The following is a 17,597-nucleotide window of genomic DNA, read 5'->3' as shown; positions in this document are numbered from 1 at the left end:
GGTGCAGGGCAACACCGACGCCAACACCGCCGACGCCGAGTTCACCCTGCGCATCGCCGGACACCACGAGCTGAACGGCGGAAACCTGGCCCTGTAAGCGGAGACGACGGGGGTCACGGCCCTCGTCCCATCGACGGATCGGGCGGCGGCGCTTGCCAAGCGCCGCGCGCCGGGGCCACCATCCCGCGTCGGCCGGCCAGGGCCGGCGACCCGACGGGACGGAGCCCCACTTGCCAGGCCAAGTCGAGCCAGCGGCCATCGCCGTCAGCGGCCTCGTGAAGACCTACGGCACCGTCCGCGCGCTCGACGGCGTGAGCTTCACCCTGCCGAGGGGGAGCATCACCGCCCTGCTCGGTCCGAATGGAGCTGGAAAGTCGACGCTGCTGCAGATCCTGACGGGACTGTTCTTCGCAGACGCCGGAACCGTCACGATCGACGGGACGTCGCTGGCTGCCGACCCGGTCGGCGCGCTAGCACGCATCGGCGTCGTCTTTCAGCAGCCCTCGCTGGACCTCGATCTCACGGTCGCCCAGAACCTCTCCTATTACGCCGGCCTGCACGGCCTCACGGGTCGGCAGGCGCGCGAGGCTGCAGAAGCCGGTCTCGCCCTGTTCGACCAGACGGACCTCGGCTCGCGCAAGGTCCGGACCCTGTCGGGTGGCATGCGCCGCAAGATCGAACTGGGCCGCGCCCTCATGGGGAACCCCTCGATCCTGTTGCTCGACGAGGCGACGCAGGGTCTCGACCCCGCGAGCCGTCGCGATCTGGTCGACCATGTCGCGACGCTGGCGCGGGAACGCGGCCTCGCGGTGTTGTGGGCCACCCACATCGTGGCCGAGGTCGAGGCGGCGGACGCCGTCATTGTCCTCGACAAGGGCCGGATCCTGGCCACCGGCACACCGGTGGAGGTGATGGCCCAGGCGGGCTGCGCCACGCTCGAGGACGCCTTCCTCGCCCTGACCCACGCCGACCGCGAGCCCCCGGGTGCTGGCCGCCGGGGCGCCGCCGCATGAGTGCGCCCCACCTCGTGGCGCGCCCGCGCCCTCCCCTCGTCCGGCATGCGCTGGCGGCGCTGGCCGCGATCACACGGCGCGAGGCCATCCGGTTCGTCAACCAGACCGGGCGCCTCGTGTCGGCCGTGATCCGGCCGACCCTGTGGCTGGTCGTGTTCTCCGCCGGCTTCCACGACGTGCTGGGCGTCAGCATCATGGAGCCCTACGACACCTACGTCCGCTACGACGTCTACATCATGCCCGGCCTGCTCGGCATGGTCCTGCTGTTCCAGGGAATGCAATCGTCGCTTGCGCTCGTGTTCGACCGGGAGGTCGGCACCCTCCGCCTCCTCCTGACGGCCCCGCTCCCGCGCTGGTGGCTGCTGTTCTCCAAGCTGCTGGCGGGGACGCTGCTCGCCACCCTGCAGGGATACGCCTTCATTGCCGTCGCGCTGCTCTTCCAGGTGGAGATGCCGTCGCTGGCGGCCGTCACGGTCCTGCCGGCATTGCTCCTCGGCGGCTTCTGTCTCGCCGCCCTCGGGCTGGTGCTTTCGGTTCACGTGCGACGGCTGGAGAACTTCGCGGGCACGATGAACTTCGTGATCTTTCCCGCCTTCTTCTTCTCCACCGCGCTGTTCCCGCTCTGGCGCCTGCGCGAGAGCGGACAGGACTGGATCGTGTGGGCGGCACAGGCCAACCCGTTCACGCATGTCGTCGAGATGGTGCGCTACGCGCTCTACGGGCAGGTGGCTTGGACGTCGGTGCTGCTCACGGCGTCCTTCGCCGGCGCGGCGTTCCTCGTGGCGGTGTGGGGTTACGATCCCCAGCGCGGCGTCCTCGGACGAGCCCCGCGCGACGAGGGCTGATCAGCCCGCGAGGAGCGAGAGGCCTCGCCAGAGCATGTAGAAGGTGCCCAGCGACACCGCGGCGCTCGCCAGAACGATGACGAACCGGACGAGTCCGATGGGAACGGAGATCTTCCCCGAACTGGACAGCGTCCTGTCGTCGTACGAACTGACCGACACTCGTCTCACCCTTCCGGCATGCAGCATCGGGGGATTCCTCGGCATGCGGCACTTGCGTGCCTTTTTTTGCTACTGCGGCGGCGCGTCCTCGTCCCGATTGACCACTGAATATCGCTAACGATCGGTAAAGGCAGACCATCGACCCGAACCGAGGCTGGACCGGGTTCCGGGCGAGACTAAGGCGGGGCGGTGGGCGCACTGTGGCGCGGGCTTTGCCGGTGAACGGCTCCGCTGAAGCTCGAGCGAAAGCTGAGCGTTTCGCCGTAAATTTCTCGTTTGGTTGTTCTTTTGGGGCCAGCCGCGTAATGTGAAGCGGGTTGGGAACTGGGTCCCGGCGTCTGGCGGAATCGGTGGATGGGAGTGCGACGTGTCCTGACAGGTCGTGCCGCTTCCCTGCGAACGCGGCTGATGGTCGTCGCGCTCGTCGCACTGTTGCCGGGGTTCGCCGCGGTTGCCTACACCTCCATCGGGATCACGGCCTCACGCCGCGCCGAGGTCTCGGACCTCGCGATGCGCAGCGCCCAGCAGGCGGCCTCCGAGATCGCGAGCATCGTGGCCGGCATCGAGAGCCTGATGCTCGCGGTGTCGCGCGTCCCCGTGATCCGGGACCGGGAACCGGAGGGCTGCAGGACGTTCCTCGGTGATCTGTCGCCCCACCTTCCGCACCTTGTCGGCCTCGCAGTCCTCTCGGCCGACGGGCGCTGGGTCTGCAGTTCGATCGGCATGCCGTCGTCCAACCTGCGCTTCGACGACCGCTCGTACTTCACGCGTGCGCTCGCCGAGGACGGCGTGGTCGTCGGCGAGGCGACCGCGGGGCGGGCCACCGGGCGCGACCTGATGCCCCTCGCACTGGCCATCCCTGGCCGCACGGGTGCGGCGGAAGGGGTCCTCGTCGCGGCGCTCGACCTGAACTGGTTCAACGACCGGATGCGCGAGCGCGGCGTCCCGCCGGGCGGATCCCTGACGATCGCCGACCGGACCGGCAGGATCATCGCCCGGACCCCGCTGTCCGAGCGCTTCGTCGGGACGCGGATCCCAGACGGTTTCCTGCGCTTCGTCACGGCCGAGCGTCCCGGCGTCGAGGAGGTGATGAGCCAGGACGGCACGCGGCGCGTGCTGGGCTATGTGCCCGCGACCACAAGGCCGGGCGGCTTCTACGTCAGTGCCGGCCTCTCGTCCGAAGCGAGCTACGAGACGGTGTCGCGGGCGGCGCAATTCGGAGCGCTCCTGATCGCCCTCGGAGCCCTGTGCACCCTCGGGGTCGTCTGGCTCGTCGGCAGCCGGATCTTCGTCCGGCCGCTGGAGAACCTGACGCGTGTCCTCGCGCGCAGGAGGGCCGGAGACGGCATGGCCCGGACGGGCCTGTCGCCTGAATCCGGGGAGATCGGCGAACTGGGTTCGCAGCTCGACAGCATGATGGACGAGATCGATCGCGCCCAGGCGGACAGGGAACTGCTTGCCCGCGAACTGGCCCACCGCGTGAAGAACGCCCTGACGACGGCACAGGCGCTGGCCATGTCGACGATGAACCGCCCCACGCCCGGTCGCGACCTGCTCCCCGGCTACCTTTCCCGCCTGTCGGCCCTCGGGCGGATGCAGGATGCGCTGACCCGCTCGGACTGGGACAGCGCCTCCCTCTTCCGCGTGATCGAGAGCGTCCTTCGCCCGTTGTGCCCCGATTTCGACCGCCGCGTCCGGCTGCGCGGCCGGGACTGCATCCTGCCGTCGCGGGAAGCACTGGGCATGACGATGGTGCTGCACGAGCTCGCGACCAACGCCCTCAAGCACGGCGCGCTCACCCGCCCCGAAGGCACGATCTCGATCGAATGGACGGTGGCGCCGGCGACGCCAGGCGGCGCTTCCATCGACCTCGTGTGGACGGAGGCCGGGGGACCGCCGGTCGTGGAGCCGGCACCGTCTTCCGGCTTCGGTTCCCGGCTGATCGCCCGCGCGCTCGGTTCCGCCGGCAGAGCCGCCCTCGAGTTCAGGCCCGAGGGGGTCGTCTGCCGGATCGGCCTGCGGATCGACGCCGAGACCGAAGCCGCCTGATCAGTGGAAGCTGCGCAGCGCCTCCCGGCAGGCGTTCTCGCAGCGGCGGCAGCTTTCGCCACAGATGCGGCAATGCTCGTGGTGCCCGGCATGGCTCTCGCACTCCGCTGCGCAGAGCCGGCACGCGACCGCGCAGGCATCCAGCATGCGCCGGATCAGTTCCTCGTTGCTGCCGCTGCGCCGCGTCCCCGTCGCGCCCGTGGCGAGGCACACGTCGGCACAGTCGAGGTTGAGCCGAATGCACTGCACCAGTTCGCGCACGCTCTCCTCGCCGATGCAGGCATCGGCGCAGGAGGTGCAGGCCTGCGCGCAGGCGTAGCATTCCTCGATCGCCTGGATGAGGGCGGCGTTGGTCGATCCGCGGACGTGCGGGTGCGTGCTGATCATGGCCTGGGCGTGCATGGCGTGTCTCCCGAACGGACTGTGATGCCCGCCGAACGCCACACCGCGAACTCGGTTCCGCGATCAGTACATGGTCGGCGGCGCGTAGAAGCAGCGAACCTGCCCGGCGTACACGCAGATGTGGTAGTCGCGGTCGAGGCTGATGCGTGCGTTCCCGTAGGGCACCACGGTTCCATAGACCTTGTATCCAAGGGGGGTCGCCTGCACCTCGTAGGCCTGGATCGGATGGCAGTCCTGGTCGGAGCAGCAGGTCTGGTCGTACCAGCTATGGGCAGCGGCGCTGCCCGTCATGGCCAGCAGGGCTATCAGAATGCGCATCGCTCGATCTCCGCATCGCCCCCCGCTGCGCTAGGATCGCGCGAGGGTCAAGGAAGGTTCCACTCGACGCTTCGCCGGATCCGAATTGTCCGGCACCCGGCCACCGAGTGTGCACCCTTCGCCGGTTTCGGCGGAAGCACGATTTCCGCGACGTCGCGTGCATCCGCGGGCCCACCTGCCGGGTATGCTGGGCGTATGACCACTGGACGCTCCCGTCCCCCAAGGAGAACCGCATGACCACGATCCTGTCGCGCCGCTCGCTCATCGGCGCCGGCGCCGCCGCTGCCACGCTCCTCGCCGCCCCGCGCGTCTGGGCGCAGGCGGCCGCGCCGGCCACGCCTTCAGGGCCGTTCTCGCTGCCGAGGCGTGCCTACGAGGCGGCGGCGCTGGAGCCGAGCATCGACGCCATGACGATGGACATCCACTACACCCGCCACCACCAGGCGTTCGTGACGGCGCTCAACACGGTCGCCAAGGACAACGGCGTCGTGGCGCAGATGCCGCTGAACGACCTCATCGGCAAGCTCGGCGAACTGCCCGAGGGCATCCGCACCGCAGTGCGCAACGCGGGCGGCGGGCACGCCAACCACACCATGTTCTGGGAGATCATGGGCCCCAGCGCCGGCGGAATGCCCACCGGCCCCGTGGCGGATGCGATCACTCGCGACCTCGGCGGCTTCGACAAGTTCAAGGCGGACTTCGAGGCGGCCGGCCTTCGCGTCTTCGGGTCGGGCTGGGTGTTCGTCACCGTCGACAAGGACGGAAAGCTCGCCATCGTCACCAAGCCGGGCCAGGACAACCCGCTCATGGACAAGCAGATGGTGCTGCTCGGCAACGACGTGTGGGAGCACGCCTACTACCTGAAGTATCAGAACCGCCGCGCGGACTACCTCAAGGCGTGGTGGGCCGTGGTGAACTGGCAGAAGGTCGGCGAGCGCTACGCGGCCGCCAAGGCCGGAACGCTCGGCGTCTGAGCCGCCCGGGAGGGAACCGCGTCGCCGCGGTTCCCCTTTCCCGGCCACGGGCGGCCTGCGACCTCAACGGCGCCGGCCGGCCTCGGCGCCGGCGATCATCCGCTCCAGCAGGCTCATGGCCCGGGCGCCGTCGGCGGCATCCGGCACGCGCACGGGCTCGCCCTGCACGGCGGCGAGGAAGGCGGCCATCAGCGCGTGATAGCCCTTGTGGTCCTCGTTGGCGGCCACCGTGTGGTTCGGCTCCCAAACGAGCGTGTCCTCGCCGTCGGCCAGCGTCGCGTCGGGCCGGCCGACCTTGAACGGCGGGGCGCGGACGTGGCGAACTTCGTGGACGTTGCGCACCTCGACCCGCTGGTGGTCGGCCATCACCTGCCACCACTCCATCGGCGTGCCGCGCGACTGGTTGGTCCCGACCACCAGCGTCCCCACCGCGCCGCTCTCGAAGCGGAAGTCGACATGCAGCACCAGCTTGCCCGGCGCGAGTTCGTGCGCGCGCACGCCGAGGTCCGCCACGGGACCCATCAGGAAGGGCACCAGATCGAGGTAGTGCACGCAGTGGTGGAGGTAGAAGCCGGTGTAGTCCGGATCCTTCTCGAAGTAGGTCGGCGCCGTCATGTACTGGCCGAAGAAGCTCGCCGGCGTGCCGAAGGCGGGCGCGTGGATGACGTTGGCGGCGATCCGGTTCGCCGTCGAGTAGCGCTTCATGAAGCCCAGCACCACGGGCCGGCCGGCGGCCCTGGCCGCGGCGGCGAGGCTCTCGGCCTCGGCGGCGGTCGCGGCAGGCGGCTTCTCGACGAAGACGGCGAGCCCCCGCGCCAGCGCGGCCTTGCCGATCTCGGCATGTGCGGCCGGGCCGGCCGCGACGGCGACGGCCTCGATGCCCGGCGTCGCGAGCGCCGCCTGCCAGTCGCGGGTGCGGCCCTGTTCGGGGACCCCGAAGCGCCGGGCCGTGCGGCCGAGGCGGTCGGCGTCCGTGTCGCAGATCGCGGCGATCTCGACGTCGAGGCGCGTCAGCTGCGGCAGCAGCATCTCGTTGGCGTGGGTGCCGCAGCCGATCCAGGCGATGCGCGTGGTCATGTCCCCTCCCCTCAGCGCCGGCCGGCGAAGCGCAGCGCCGCGTCGAGGGCGGCGATGCTGGCGGCCAGTTCGCCGTCCTCGTCCTTCTGCGGCGCGCGCCACTGGGCCAGCGGCACGCCGGGGCGCTCGTCGTCCCGGCGGAACGGCTCGAGCGTGATCGGGCCCCTGTAGCCGATGTCGTGCAGCGCGCGGGCGACGGCCGGCCAGTCGATGTGCCCGGAGCCGATGAAGCCACGGTGGTTCTCGTTGGCCTGGAAATGGACGACCCGCGGCCCGGCGCGCCGGATGGCGGCGGGGATGTCGGGGTCCTCCATGTTCATGTGGAACGTGTCGAGCATGACCCCGACGCTCGGCAGGTCGACCGCCTCCGCCAGCGCCAACCCGTGCCCGGTCGTGTTGGCGATGTCGGTCTCGAAGCGGTTCAGCGGCTCGATGCCGAAGACGACGCCCTTGTCGGCGGCATGCCGCCCGGCGCGCCGAAGACCGGCCACGATCTGGTCGATGCGGCGGCGGCGCTCGTCCTCCCCGACGGGGGCCGGCGGCCGTCCGGCGAACACCAGCGGAGCGCCGTAGAGCGGGCCGCCGACGATGGAGGCACCGAGTTCTGCAGCGATGTCGGCGCAGCTCTCGAGATACGAAGCGCCGGCTTCCGCCGCGGCGGCGTCAACGCTCGCGAGGTCGCGGGCGAGGTTCACCCGGGCGGCGAGCACGACACCGAGACCGTGGTCGGCGAGCACCGCGCGCGTCTCTGCAAGGTCGAGTTCGCCCGGCTCGGGCACCAGCAGCTCCACGAAGTCGCACCCGGCCGCCTTCATGCGCGCGAAGGTCGGGAAGTGCTCTCGGCCGAAGGGCCGGGCGTAGAACATCGAGATGACGCCGATGGGATTGGGTCTTGTCATGATTTCACCGCGCCGGACGTGAGACCGCTCACGAGCCGCTTCTGGACGAGGAGGAAGAGGATGGTGACGGGGATGGCGATCAGCGTGCCGCCGGCCGTGAGAAGGCCCCACTGCACCGTGAACTCGCCGATGAAAAGCTGCAGGGCGACCGTGACCGTCCGGACGTTCTGCCCCGACAGCATCATCGCGAAGAGGTACTCGTTCCACGACGTCACGAAGATGTAGATGCCCGTGGTCACGATGCCCGGCATGATGACGGGCAGCAGCACGAGCCGCAGTGTCTGCAGCCGGCTCGCCCCGTCGATGCGCGCCGCCTCGTCCAGTTCGCCCGGAATGGCGTTCATGTAGCTCGTGAGCATCCAGATCGAGAACGGGATCGCGAAGGTCGAGTGGCCGAGCACGATGCCGATGACGGTGTCGAGCAGGCCGAACTGCCGCATCAGCACGAAGAGCGGGATGATGATCAGGACGATCGGGAACATGTTGATGACGAGGAACTGCGTCATCAGCACCCTCCGGCCGGGAAACCGGAAGCGGGAGAAGGCGTAGGCGGCTGGCAGGCTCACGCCGAGCCCGAGCAGGCAGGCTCCGGTCGCCACGATCATGCTGTTGAGCAGGTTGCCCGCGAAGGACGTGCGCTCCAGCAGCATGGCGTAGTGCTGGAAGGTCACGGCCGTCGGCAGGTACCGCACCGGCCATGCGGCGATGTCGGCATCGCTCTTCAGCGAGGTCAGCATCATCCAGGCATAGGGCCCAATGGCGAAGATCACGATCAGGAGGACCGGGATCTCCACCTCGACGAAGCGGCGGGCGGCGGAGCGGCGGTCGATCATCGCCCGAGCTCCCGCGCCTGCCGGCGGACGTAGACGAACACCACCGCGAGCAGCAGCGCCGTCAGCACCAGCGCGAGCGCCGAACCGTAGCCGAACTCCATGCCGCTGTAGGCCTTGAGGAAGGCGTAGAGCGGCAGCGTGTGCGTGGCGTAGCCCGGGCCCCCGCCGGTCATGACGAGGATGACGTCGAGCGAGTTCGCCACCCAGATCGTGCGTAGCAGGAGCGCGGTGGCGATGACGCCGGCGATGGACGGGAGGATGACGGAGCGCAGCCGCTGGAAGCGCGTCGCCCCGTCGATCTCCGCCGCCTCGATCAACTCGTCCGGGATGGTCTGCAGGCCGGCGAGGATGGTGACCGCGAAGAACGGGAACCCCTGCCAGATGAGCGCCAGCACGATGGCGTAGAAGGCCGTGTCCGGCTGGGCAAGCCAGGCGACTGGCTTCTCGACGATCCCCGCGCGCAGCAGCAGGTCGTTCAGCACACCGACATTGAAGTCGTACATCCACGTCCAGGTCAGGCCGATGATCACGCTCGGCAGCGCCCAGGGGATGATGATCAGCGCCCGGGCCACTCCGCGCCACCAGAAGCTCTGGTTGAGCAGGAGCGCCGTGACCAACCCCAGCGCGAACTGCAGGCCGACAACGAGCCCGATCCACCACGCGGAGTTGACCAGCGAGATCCAGAACACCTCGTCCTTCAGGAGACGCGCGAAGTTGCCGAGCCCGATGAACGGCACGTTGCGCGGACGGAAGAGCACGTAGTCGTGCAGGCTCATCCACAGCGTCTGCGCCACAGGCACGAGCACGACCGCCAGCGTCACGGCCATCGCCGGCAGCAGGAAAAGGTAGGGTGTCAGGGACTCGCGCAGCGCGGTCCCGGCCGGTGTCGAACGGGTCATGGTGCCGTGTGAAAGCGATGGCCGGGCCCGGCGCCCCTGCGGGCGCCGGGCCGGTCCGCGGGTGTCAGCCGTGGTAGAGCTTCTCGATCGCCTGCATCATGTCGTCGGGCGAGATCTGCCCGAGCAGGGCCCGCTGCATGTTCTGCGGCCAGACCGTGCCGGCGAAGTCCGCCGTCTTCGGGCTGTCGGGCAGGACGCCCGCGATCGGCAGCGAGGCGACCGATGCGTCGACGAAGCGCTTCTGGTGGCCGTTCCACGTCGCTGCGGCCGAGGTGCAGATCGGCAGCTGGCCCGAGAGCTTCGCCTGCGCCGCGTTGTTCTCGCCCGTCGAGAGGAACGAGATCCACTTGAAGGCGGCGTCCTTGTTCTTCGACTGGGCGAAGATGGCGTTCGACTCGTCGCCGAACTGCGTCCAGCCCTTGTTGCCGGGCGAGGTTGGCACCGGGACCGCCGACACCTTGTCGCCGAGCGCCTGCACCATCTCGTTCGACGAGCCGATGTGGTGGATGATCATGCCCGAGCGGCCGGCCTTGAAGCCGTCGACGATCTGGCGGAAGCCGTCGGCCGGCGCCGAAGGCGGCACCACCTTGTGCTCGCGGGCGAGCGCCACGTACCAGCGGTTGGCGGCGAGCGCCTTCTCGCTGACCATGCCGCCCTTGGCGAAACTCGCCCCGCCGCCGAGCACGAAGGCGCCCCAGTTGTCCTGGCCGCCGCCGCCGCCGCGCATGCCGAAGCCGTAGACGTCACCCTTGGTGAGCGCCTTGGCTGCCGCGAGGAACTCGTCGAAGGTCTTGGGCGGCTGCAGGCCGGCGGCCTGGAACAGGTCGGGCCGGTAGTAGAGGTAGAGCACAACGTAGTGCAGCGGCAGGTAGTACTGCTTCCCGTTGGCGGAGCGGTTGAGCGTCCACACGCTGTCGGCGATGTCGGCGCGACCCGCCCAGCCCTTGAGGTAGTCGTCGAGCGGGGCGAGCGCGTCCATCTCGAGGAGCCGCGCCATGTTGTTGAGCTTCACCTGCGCGCAGTCCGGCGCGTTGCCGGCGACGACGGCGGCGAACATGCGCGTGGCGTAGTCGTTGCCGCCGCCCCACGGGATCGCCTCGGCCTGGATCTTGATGCCGGGGTTCTCCTTCTCGAACTTCGCGATGAGCTCGGCCGGCGTGTTCTGGGGGTTGTCGTAGTGGTACCACCAGCGCACCGTCGCCTGCTGCGCGAGGGCCGGACGCGCGAGGGCCGGGGCGAGCGCGCTGGCGCCGGCCAGCTGCAGGAATGTTCTGCGTTTCATCGGTTTCCTCCGTTCAATTGTTGTCGTTGAGGGTCTGGCGAAGGTGGTCGCCCGCCGCGCGCAGGGCGTGCACGGCGGCCGGCAATTCGCGGGCGAGACGCAGGAAGCCGTGCACGACGCCCGGCCACAGGTCGAAGCGGTTCCGGACACCGGCGTGGGACAGGCGCTCGCACATGATGAGCGTGTCGTCGAGGAGCGGGTCGAGGCCGGCCGCGTTCAGGTAGAGCGGCGGCAGGCCGGCGAGGTCCGCCGTCAGGGGCGCGGCATGCGGATGGGGCGCGGCGAGCCCCTCCTCCCGCACGAAATTGCGCCAGTACCACTGCATGTTGACCGTCGACAGCAGGTAGGTGCCATCGCCGAACGCGCGATGGCTGGCGGTGTCGAACACGGGGCCGAAGCAGCCGTAGAAGAGCGTTGCCGTCTGCGGGACCGGCAACCGGGCATCCCGAAGCGCCAGCATCGCGCCGAGCGAGAGGTTCGCTCCGGCGCTGTCCCCGGCCAGTGCCATGCGCGAGGCGTCAATGCCGGCGCCGAGGCCTCCCGCGCGAGCGAAGGCGACGGCGGCGAGCACGTCCTCGAGCGGGGCGGGGAACGGATGCTCCGGCGCGAGGCGGTAGTCCATTCCGAGCACCGCGCAGCCGGAGAAGGCGGCCAGCGTCTGCATCGTCCCGCCATGCGTATCGACCGACCCGAAGGTCCAGCCTCCCCCATGCGCGAAGACGACGAGCGGGATGGGTTCGTGCCCCCCCTCCCCGCGTCCCTCCGGCCAGTAGAGCCGCCCCCGCATGGGGCCCGCCGGCGTGGGGATCTGGAACTCCTCGACCGGTCCCGCGGGCACGGGACAGTGCACCCATGGCCGCTGGTTCGCCTCGAACGTGGCCCGCGCCTCGGCGATGGGCAGCGTCTTGAGGTCGACGCCCGGCTGGGCGCGCATGGCGTCGAGGATGGCGGACTGGTGCGGGTCGATGAAGGCTGTCATGGCGCGTCAGGCTCTGGAGCGACGTCGACGATGGTGTCGATGTGGTGGACGAGGGCGTCGGCGAGCGGCTGTCCGCCGGCCTCCAGCGCGTCGATGATCGGGCGATGGCGCGCCGCCGTGCGCTCGAGCGGGCGGCGGTGGCGAGGCTCCCAGAGCTTCTGGCGATGAGAATGAAGGATGCAGCGCTGCAGGATCTGCTCCAGCGCCCGGAGCCCGGCCATCTGGAAGATGGCCAGGTGAAACTCCGTGTCGAGTTCGATGAGCGCGTACTCGTCGCCCTGGCCCGCGGCCCGCTCCATGGCCGCGAGCAGCCTGCGCAGGCGCGTCACGTCCTCGGGCGTGCGGTTGGCCGCGGCGCGCAGCGCGCCCCTCGCCTCCAGCCGGCGGCGCAGGGCGAGGACCTCGGCGGCCTCGTCCTCGTCGAGCGGGGTGACGGTGGTGCCGCGGCGCCCCGAGCGCAGGACGAGCCCGTCCTCCTGGAGACGCAGCAGGGCCTCGCGCACGGTGCCCTGGCTGCAGCCCAGCTCCTGGGCGACGCCCAGTTCGGTGAGGACGGTCTCCGGCTCGAGCTCATTGAGCAGGATGCGCCGCTTGAGGGTCGCGTAGATGGCGTCGCGTGGACGCAGCAGGGGTACGGCGCGGCTCATTATCGATATCGATAATTGAACCGTCCCGGTTGCGCAAGCGGGCGCGACCGGTTCGCCTCAGGCTGCGGACGGGAGCAGCGGACAGGTCCGGCGGCGGCAGTACGGTGCGGAGCCGCAGGACGTGCCTGCAGCGGCAACGGCGCGGCGGACGGCCGCCCTCGCCTCCTCGGGCCGGCGCGGCTCCGGAAGCCATTCGACGGGTACGGGCAGCCAGTGCTCGCTGGACGAGCCCGCGCCGGTCACGACCATCGCCGGATTGCCCTCGCCGTGGAGCGACGCCGCCATCGTGACGAAGAGGTCCACGAGGGCGCGCGGTCCCGCGTCGTGGCGCACGACGATGATGCTGTACTCCCGCTCGCCGATCCGGCGCAGCGCGTCCTCGAGGGTGCCGACGATGTCGACGTCCCCGATCCCGAGGGTGCCGAGGGAGGCCGTCAGGGCATCGGCAACGGCCCCGTCGGGCTCGACGACGAGGGTCGGCATGATCGCGTGGCAGGGGCTCTGCTCGTAGGACAGGGAGAGACTTGCGACGTGGCGGCGCGACAACGGCGCGACCGGCTTTCGGGGGAGGATCATCATCGCGTGGTTCCGCCGGAGGGACAGGGCACCGCGGTTTCGCAATCCGGCCAGGGCCGTTCGACGACGAGCGCGTGCGGGTTCGGGGGGTGGTCCGACAGCTCGCCTTTGAGGCAGACCCGGCGTGCGCAGGCCACGCACACCGTGCACCCATCAACGCCGCCAAGTCTCAACAACCCCTGAAAACGCACGTGTGAATCGGGGTCGGATAACTACCGACGGGCTTCCGTGATGGGACGGGCTGGCGTTTCGACGCGATAACGCTTCGATGCGAACAATTTGAAGCGATTTCGTCGCCGGAATTTTCATGGCTCCCGGTGCAAGGTGAGGTCATTGCAACCGTTAGTTTCACCGTGGGCTCCCGGCCCCCCGGGGGGAGAATGGCCCGGTGATTTGGAGCGCAGACATGCTCAAGACCGCCTTCGCCGCCGCCGTCGCGGCCTTCGTCCTCACCGTGGCGCCCGCCCGCGCCGATGGCCTGCCTCGCCCCGAGGGCAAGGTGGTGCTCACGGTCTCCGGCGCCATCGAGGTCAAGAACGCGCCGGAAGGCGCCGTCTTCGACATCGGGATGCTCGAGAAGCTTCCCGGCCGCGTCACCGCGGTGAACACTCCCTGGTACACCACCAAGACCACGTTCGAGGGCCCGCTCGGTTCCGCGATCCTCGACGCCGTGGGTGCCCGCGGGCAGACGCTGCGCATCGTCGCGCTGAACGACTATGCCGCCGAGATCCCGGTCGAGGACTTCAAGAAGTGGCCGGTGATCCTCGCCACGAAGCTCGACGGAAAGCCGATGTCCGTGCGCGAGAAGGGCCCCCTCTTCGTGATCTACCCCTTCGACGCGGACGCCTCGCTGTTCAACGAGAAGTACTTCAACCGGTCGGTCTGGCAGGTGAAGTCGATCGAGGTCCGCTGACCCCCGCCCGAGGCCCGGAGGAACGACGATGGACGCGCAGGGGTCCCCCGCCCGCCGCCGCGTCTTGGGCATGCCGGCGCTGGTCATGGCCAGCGTCGCGATGCTCGTCCTCGTGGCCGTGTCCTTCCTCGCCATCGACGAGCGCAACACCATCGTCGCGCAATCGGTGCGGGAGGACGCGATCTGGGCGAGCTACCAGCTCGACCGCGAGGTGGTGCGCCTCGGCGCAGAACTCCAGGCCGCCCGAGCGACGCCCGGCGAGAAGGCAGTCGACGCCGTCACGACCCGCTTCGACATCCTCTACAGCCGGATCGGGATGCTGATGCAGGGAGACTACGGCCGCAAGTTCGGCGCATCCGCGGAACTCGCGGACCTCGTCGGCAAGGCCCGGTCCCAGATCGTCGACCTGGCGCCGTCCTTCGACGCTCTCGTGGGCGCGGCGCAGATCTCGGACGACAGCGCCGCGGGGATCGTCAGCCGACTGTCCCGGTTGCGCGAGGTCACCGAGCGGCTCCTCATGACCGCCAACGAGCGGAAGGCCGCCCTGCTGGTCGAGGAGCGGGAGCGGACGCGTCAGCTCTATTTCCAACTCGGCGTCGCGGTGGCCGGCCTCACGCTGACGCTCGCCGGCGTGATCGTGCTCCTCTGGCGCCAGCTTCACGAGATCAAGAAGTCCCAGCGGGAACTGCGCGAGCTCAGCCGGCGCTACGAGCAGGCCGCAAAGCTCGCCGAGGCGGGAAACCGGGCCAAGTCGTCCTTCCTCGCGGCCATGAGCCACGAGATTCGCACGCCGCTGAACGGCATCGTGGGGATGGTCGACCTCCTCGACGATCCGGACCTCGCCCCCCAGCAGCGCCGGCGGATCGAGTCGATCCGGGAGTGCTCCGACGCGCTTCTGGCCCTCATCGACGACATCCTCGACTACTCGAAGCTCGAAAGCGGCTCCATCGACCTCGACAGCGTGCCCTTCGAGCTCTCCGAGGCCGTCGACGGGGCCGTGCGCATCGTCGCCGACCGAGTCCGGGAGAAGGGCCTGTCCCTCGTCGTCGGCTGCGACCCCGTCGTGGTGACGGGCGACAAGGCCCGCATCCGCCAGGTGGTCGTCAACCTCCTAGCCAACGCCGTGAAGTTCACCGACGTGGGCAATGTCACGGTCCACGCTCGAGCCGCGAGCGGTCCGGACGGGCGGCCCCGCCTCGTCGTCAGCGTCTCCGACACCGGCATCGGCATTCCTGCCGACGCGATGGGCCGGCTCTTCCAGCAGTTCAGCCAGGCCGATGCCAGCATCACGCGGCGCTTCGGCGGCAGCGGCCTCGGCCTCGCCATCTGCCAGCGCATCGCCGGCGCGATGGGCGGCGAGATCGGCGTCGAAAGCACGCCCGGCCAGGGGAGCACGTTCACGCTCGACGTCCCGGTCGAGGGGATCACGCCGGGGCGGGCCGCGCAGGCGGCGGCCACCCAGCCGGCGCCCGCGCCGGCTCCGGGCGCGCGCGTACTGGTTGTGGAAGACAACGTCACCAACCGACACGTCGCGCAGGCCCTCCTCGAGCGCCTGGGTGCCGTCGTCGACTGCGCCTGCGACGGGCTCGAGGCCGTGGCGATGGCCGGGCGCAAGCCCTACGACCTGATCCTGATGGACATGCAGATGCCGAACCTGGACGGGCTCGGCGCGACGCGGCGCATCCGCGAACTGGGGATTGCCGACGTTCCGATCGTCGCGCTGACGGCGAATGCCTTCGTCTCCGACCGGGACAACTGCCTCGCCGCCGGCATGAACGATTTCGTCGCCAAGCCGGTGAACCGCACCAAGATCGAGGCCGTTCTCGCGCGCTGGGTCGCGGGGCGGTCCGCCACGCCGGCGGCAGACGCCCGGCCGGAGGGAGACACCATGATCACGGACGGAATCTTCGACCGCCAGCAGATCGAGGCGATGACGGACGAACTGGGCGGGGAGATGATGGCGGTCGTCGTCGACAGCTTCTGGACCGACGCCGCCCGCCTCGTGGACACCATGACGGAGGCGCTGGTGGCGGACGACCGGCAGGCCCTCGACCGGGCCGTTCACGCCCTCAAGGGATCGGCGCAGACCGTGGGATACCGCGCCATCGCCGAGGCGGCGGCGCGGATCCGGAACGATCTTGCCGAGGATCGGCCGGCGTCGCTGGAGCCGCTGCAGGCCGCCCTGTTGCGGACGCGCGCCGCGGCATCCCCCTACCACGTCGAGACGGCGGCCGACGCCGCCTGATCATTCCCGCGGGAGTGCCGCGTAGTAGTCTGCCAGCGCCTCCATCTCCGCCTCCGAGAGATGCCTGGACATGTAGCGCATCTCCTTGTGCGGGCGCTTTCCCGTCCGGAATGCGCGCAACTGGTTGTAGAGATAGACGACGTTCTGCCCGGCGAGGTGCGGCACCTCGACGTCCTTCGCGATCCCGTCGAGCCCGTGGCAGGGCGCGCAGGCCTCGACGTTCGGCGGTGCGGGGGGCAAGGCGGATCGCTTCTGCGCGAAGGCCGCTGACACGGGAACGGTGAGCGCGGCAACGAAGGCGAAAGCCACCCTGCCCTTCATCATGCGCCTCCGATGAGGATGCCGGCCGCCAGCACGAGGCCGCCGCCCAGGACGACCTGGAATGCCGCGCGCAGGAAGGGCGTTTCCATGAAGCGGTTCTGGATCCAGACGATGGCCCACAGCTCGATGAAGACGATGACGAGCGCGAGCGCCGTGGCCGTCCAGAAGTGCGGAATGAGGTAGGGCAGCGCGTGGCCGAGCCCGCCGAGCGCCGTCATGACGCCGGAGGCGAGTCCGCGTTTCCATGGCGATCCGCGTCCCGAGAGCTTGCCGTCGTCGTGCGCCGCCTCGGTGAAGCCCATCGAGATGCCGGCGCCGACGGAGGCGGACAGGCCGACGAGGAACGTGGTCCAGGGATCCTGCGTGGCGAACGCCGTGGCGAAGATCGGTGCCAGCGTCGAGACCGAGCCGTCCATGAGGCCGGCCAGGCCCGGCTGGACCCAGGTGAGGATGAACTGGCGGCGGGAGGCGGCGTCCTCCTCCTCCTTCTCCTCGCCGGCGACCAGTTCGGACGACAGCCGGTTCGCCTCCGCCTCGTGGTGGCTCTCGGCCATCGCGAGGTCGCCGAGCAGCTTGCGTGTCTCGGCGTCCGTGGTGCGCCCGGCGGCGGCGACGTAGAAGTCGTGCGCCTCGCGCTCCATGTCGGCCGCCTCTGATCTGATCTTGTCCAGACCGAGGGTCTCGACGAGCCAGATCGGCTTGCGGGCGTAGAAGTCCGCCACGTGCTCGCGCCGGATGGGGATGATGAGTTCGCCGAAGCGGCGGCGGTAGGCCTCGATCAGCCGCTGGCGATGCGTGTCCTCCTCAGCGGCCATGCCGTCGAAGACGGCGGCCGACGCCGGGTAGTCCTTGCGCAGGTGGGAGGCATAGGTCGCGTAGATGCGACCGTCCTCTTCCTCGGAGGAAATCGCGAGGGCGAGGATCTCCTGTTCGGAGAGTTCGGAGAAGCGCCGCTTTCCCGAACCGGGCCACGAGAAGCGAGGAAGCATGTCGGGGGTGCCTCTGTTTGGAACGATTCCAAATTAGGCCGGCACCCGGACGTCGTCCATTGGCATTTCTGCGGATCGGCCATGCCCGCCGGAGCCGATCTTCCGGCCGAGGCCGACCTGAAACCGCCTCCCGTTCGCGCATCCCGGCGGAAGACCGCCGGCTCCGCTGGCCATCCA

The 17,597-nt window shown here is 69.8% G+C and carries 19 protein-coding genes; 6 read left to right on the top strand and 13 right to left on the bottom strand.

Features of this window, described 5'->3' with window-relative positions:
• Positions 1–230: 230 nt before the first annotated feature.
• Together ACX9GQ_RS24430 and ACX9GQ_RS24425 are read left to right on the top strand one after the other, a co-directional pair.
• On the top strand, positions 231–1,013 hold the full coding sequence (locus tag ACX9GQ_RS24430) for an ATP-binding cassette domain-containing protein (protein WP_459632224.1): 783 nt from the start codon (positions 231–233) through the stop codon (positions 1,011–1,013).
• A complete protein-coding gene (locus tag ACX9GQ_RS24425; protein WP_459632223.1) occupies positions 1,010–1,858 on the top strand; it encodes an ABC transporter permease in 849 nt (282 codons plus the stop codon). The genes ACX9GQ_RS24430 and ACX9GQ_RS24425 overlap by 4 nt, the downstream gene beginning before the upstream one ends.
• Here ACX9GQ_RS24425 and ACX9GQ_RS24420 read toward each other — a convergent pair whose 3' ends face one another.
• Positions 1,859–2,017 (bottom strand): hypothetical protein, encoded by a 159-nt coding sequence (locus ACX9GQ_RS24420; RefSeq protein ID WP_459632222.1) that lies wholly within the window; start codon positions 2,015–2,017, stop codon positions 1,859–1,861.
• A gap of 408 nt (positions 2,018–2,425) precedes the next feature.
• On the opposite strand from ACX9GQ_RS24420, the gene ACX9GQ_RS24415 reads away from it, so the two are divergent.
• Positions 2,426–4,066, top strand: a complete 1,641-nt coding sequence (locus tag ACX9GQ_RS24415) for a sensor histidine kinase (protein WP_459632221.1) — start codon at positions 2,426–2,428, stop codon at positions 4,064–4,066.
• Here the strand turns inward: ACX9GQ_RS24415 and ACX9GQ_RS24410 are convergent, their stop codons facing one another.
• Complete coding sequence (locus ACX9GQ_RS24410) at positions 4,067–4,468, bottom strand: four-helix bundle copper-binding protein (RefSeq protein WP_459632220.1); 402 nt, start codon at positions 4,466–4,468, stop codon at positions 4,067–4,069.
• Between the two features lie 63 nt (positions 4,469–4,531).
• Positions 4,532–4,786, bottom strand: a complete 255-nt coding sequence (locus ACX9GQ_RS24405) for a hypothetical protein (RefSeq protein ID WP_459632219.1) — start codon at positions 4,784–4,786, stop codon at positions 4,532–4,534.
• Positions 4,787–5,019: 233 nt separating this feature from the next.
• Between ACX9GQ_RS24405 and ACX9GQ_RS24400 the strand changes: the two genes are divergently transcribed.
• Entirely contained in the window at positions 5,020–5,760 is a 741-nt protein-coding gene (locus ACX9GQ_RS24400; RefSeq protein WP_459632218.1) for a superoxide dismutase, read from the top strand.
• Positions 5,761–5,823: 63 nt separating this feature from the next.
• On the opposite strand, the gene ACX9GQ_RS24395 is transcribed toward ACX9GQ_RS24400, so the two are convergent.
• The 8 genes from ACX9GQ_RS24395 to ACX9GQ_RS24360 form a co-directional block, all read right to left on the bottom strand.
• On the bottom strand, positions 5,824–6,837 hold the full coding sequence (locus ACX9GQ_RS24395; RefSeq protein WP_459632217.1) for a Gfo/Idh/MocA family protein: 1,014 nt from the start codon (positions 6,835–6,837) through the stop codon (positions 5,824–5,826).
• Between the two features lie 11 nt (positions 6,838–6,848).
• On the bottom strand, positions 6,849–7,736 hold the full coding sequence (locus ACX9GQ_RS24390) for a sugar phosphate isomerase/epimerase family protein (protein WP_459632216.1): 888 nt from the start codon (positions 7,734–7,736) through the stop codon (positions 6,849–6,851).
• Positions 7,733–8,569 carry a carbohydrate ABC transporter permease gene (locus ACX9GQ_RS24385; protein ID WP_459632215.1) on the bottom strand — a complete coding sequence of 279 codons (837 nt, stop codon included), beginning with the start codon at positions 8,567–8,569 and terminating at the stop codon, positions 7,733–7,735. The genes ACX9GQ_RS24390 and ACX9GQ_RS24385 overlap by 4 nt, the downstream gene beginning before the upstream one ends.
• Positions 8,566–9,468, bottom strand: coding sequence for a carbohydrate ABC transporter permease (locus ACX9GQ_RS24380; protein ID WP_459632214.1), 903 nt, complete (start codon positions 9,466–9,468; stop codon positions 8,566–8,568). The genes ACX9GQ_RS24385 and ACX9GQ_RS24380 overlap by 4 nt, the downstream gene beginning before the upstream one ends.
• Positions 9,469–9,532: 64 nt before the next feature.
• The gene (locus ACX9GQ_RS24375) at positions 9,533–10,750 is read right to left on the bottom strand and encodes an ABC transporter substrate-binding protein (protein ID WP_459632213.1); all 1,218 of its coding nucleotides are present in this window, start codon (positions 10,748–10,750) and stop codon (positions 9,533–9,535) included.
• Between the two features lie 13 nt (positions 10,751–10,763).
• Complete coding sequence (locus tag ACX9GQ_RS24370; RefSeq protein ID WP_459632212.1) at positions 10,764–11,729, bottom strand: alpha/beta hydrolase; 966 nt, start codon at positions 11,727–11,729, stop codon at positions 10,764–10,766.
• Entirely contained in the window at positions 11,726–12,376 is a 651-nt protein-coding gene (locus tag ACX9GQ_RS24365; protein ID WP_459632211.1) for a GntR family transcriptional regulator, read from the bottom strand. Before ACX9GQ_RS24365 ends, ACX9GQ_RS24370 begins: the two co-directional genes overlap by 4 nt.
• A 57-nt stretch (positions 12,377–12,433) precedes the next feature.
• Positions 12,434–12,955 carry a hypothetical protein gene (locus tag ACX9GQ_RS24360; protein WP_459632210.1) on the bottom strand — a complete coding sequence of 174 codons (522 nt, stop codon included), beginning with the start codon at positions 12,953–12,955 and terminating at the stop codon, positions 12,434–12,436.
• 403 nt (positions 12,956–13,358) lie between these two features.
• Here ACX9GQ_RS24360 and ACX9GQ_RS24355 point away from each other — a divergent pair, with 403 nt between their 5' ends.
• Together ACX9GQ_RS24355 and ACX9GQ_RS24350 are read left to right on the top strand one after the other, a co-directional pair.
• Entirely contained in the window at positions 13,359–13,865 is a 507-nt protein-coding gene (locus ACX9GQ_RS24355; RefSeq protein ID WP_459632209.1) for a putative pterin-binding protein, read from the top strand.
• A gap of 28 nt (positions 13,866–13,893) precedes the next feature.
• Positions 13,894–16,110, top strand: a complete 2,217-nt coding sequence (locus tag ACX9GQ_RS24350) for an ATP-binding protein (protein ID WP_459632208.1) — start codon at positions 13,894–13,896, stop codon at positions 16,108–16,110.
• On the opposite strand, the gene ACX9GQ_RS24345 is transcribed toward ACX9GQ_RS24350, so the two are convergent.
• Both ACX9GQ_RS24345 and mbfA read right to left on the bottom strand, forming a co-directional pair.
• Positions 16,111–16,431, bottom strand: coding sequence for a c-type cytochrome (locus tag ACX9GQ_RS24345; protein WP_459632207.1), 321 nt, complete (start codon positions 16,429–16,431; stop codon positions 16,111–16,113).
• Positions 16,431–17,420, bottom strand: a complete 990-nt coding sequence (mbfA, locus tag ACX9GQ_RS24340; protein ID WP_459632206.1) for an iron exporter MbfA — start codon at positions 17,418–17,420, stop codon at positions 16,431–16,433. The genes ACX9GQ_RS24345 and mbfA overlap by 1 nt, the downstream gene beginning before the upstream one ends.
• Between the last annotated feature and the right edge of the window lie 177 nt (positions 17,421–17,597).

The organism is Alsobacter sp. R-9 (assembly GCF_054612375.1).
This window is presented reverse-complemented; position numbering and strand designations above follow the sequence as displayed.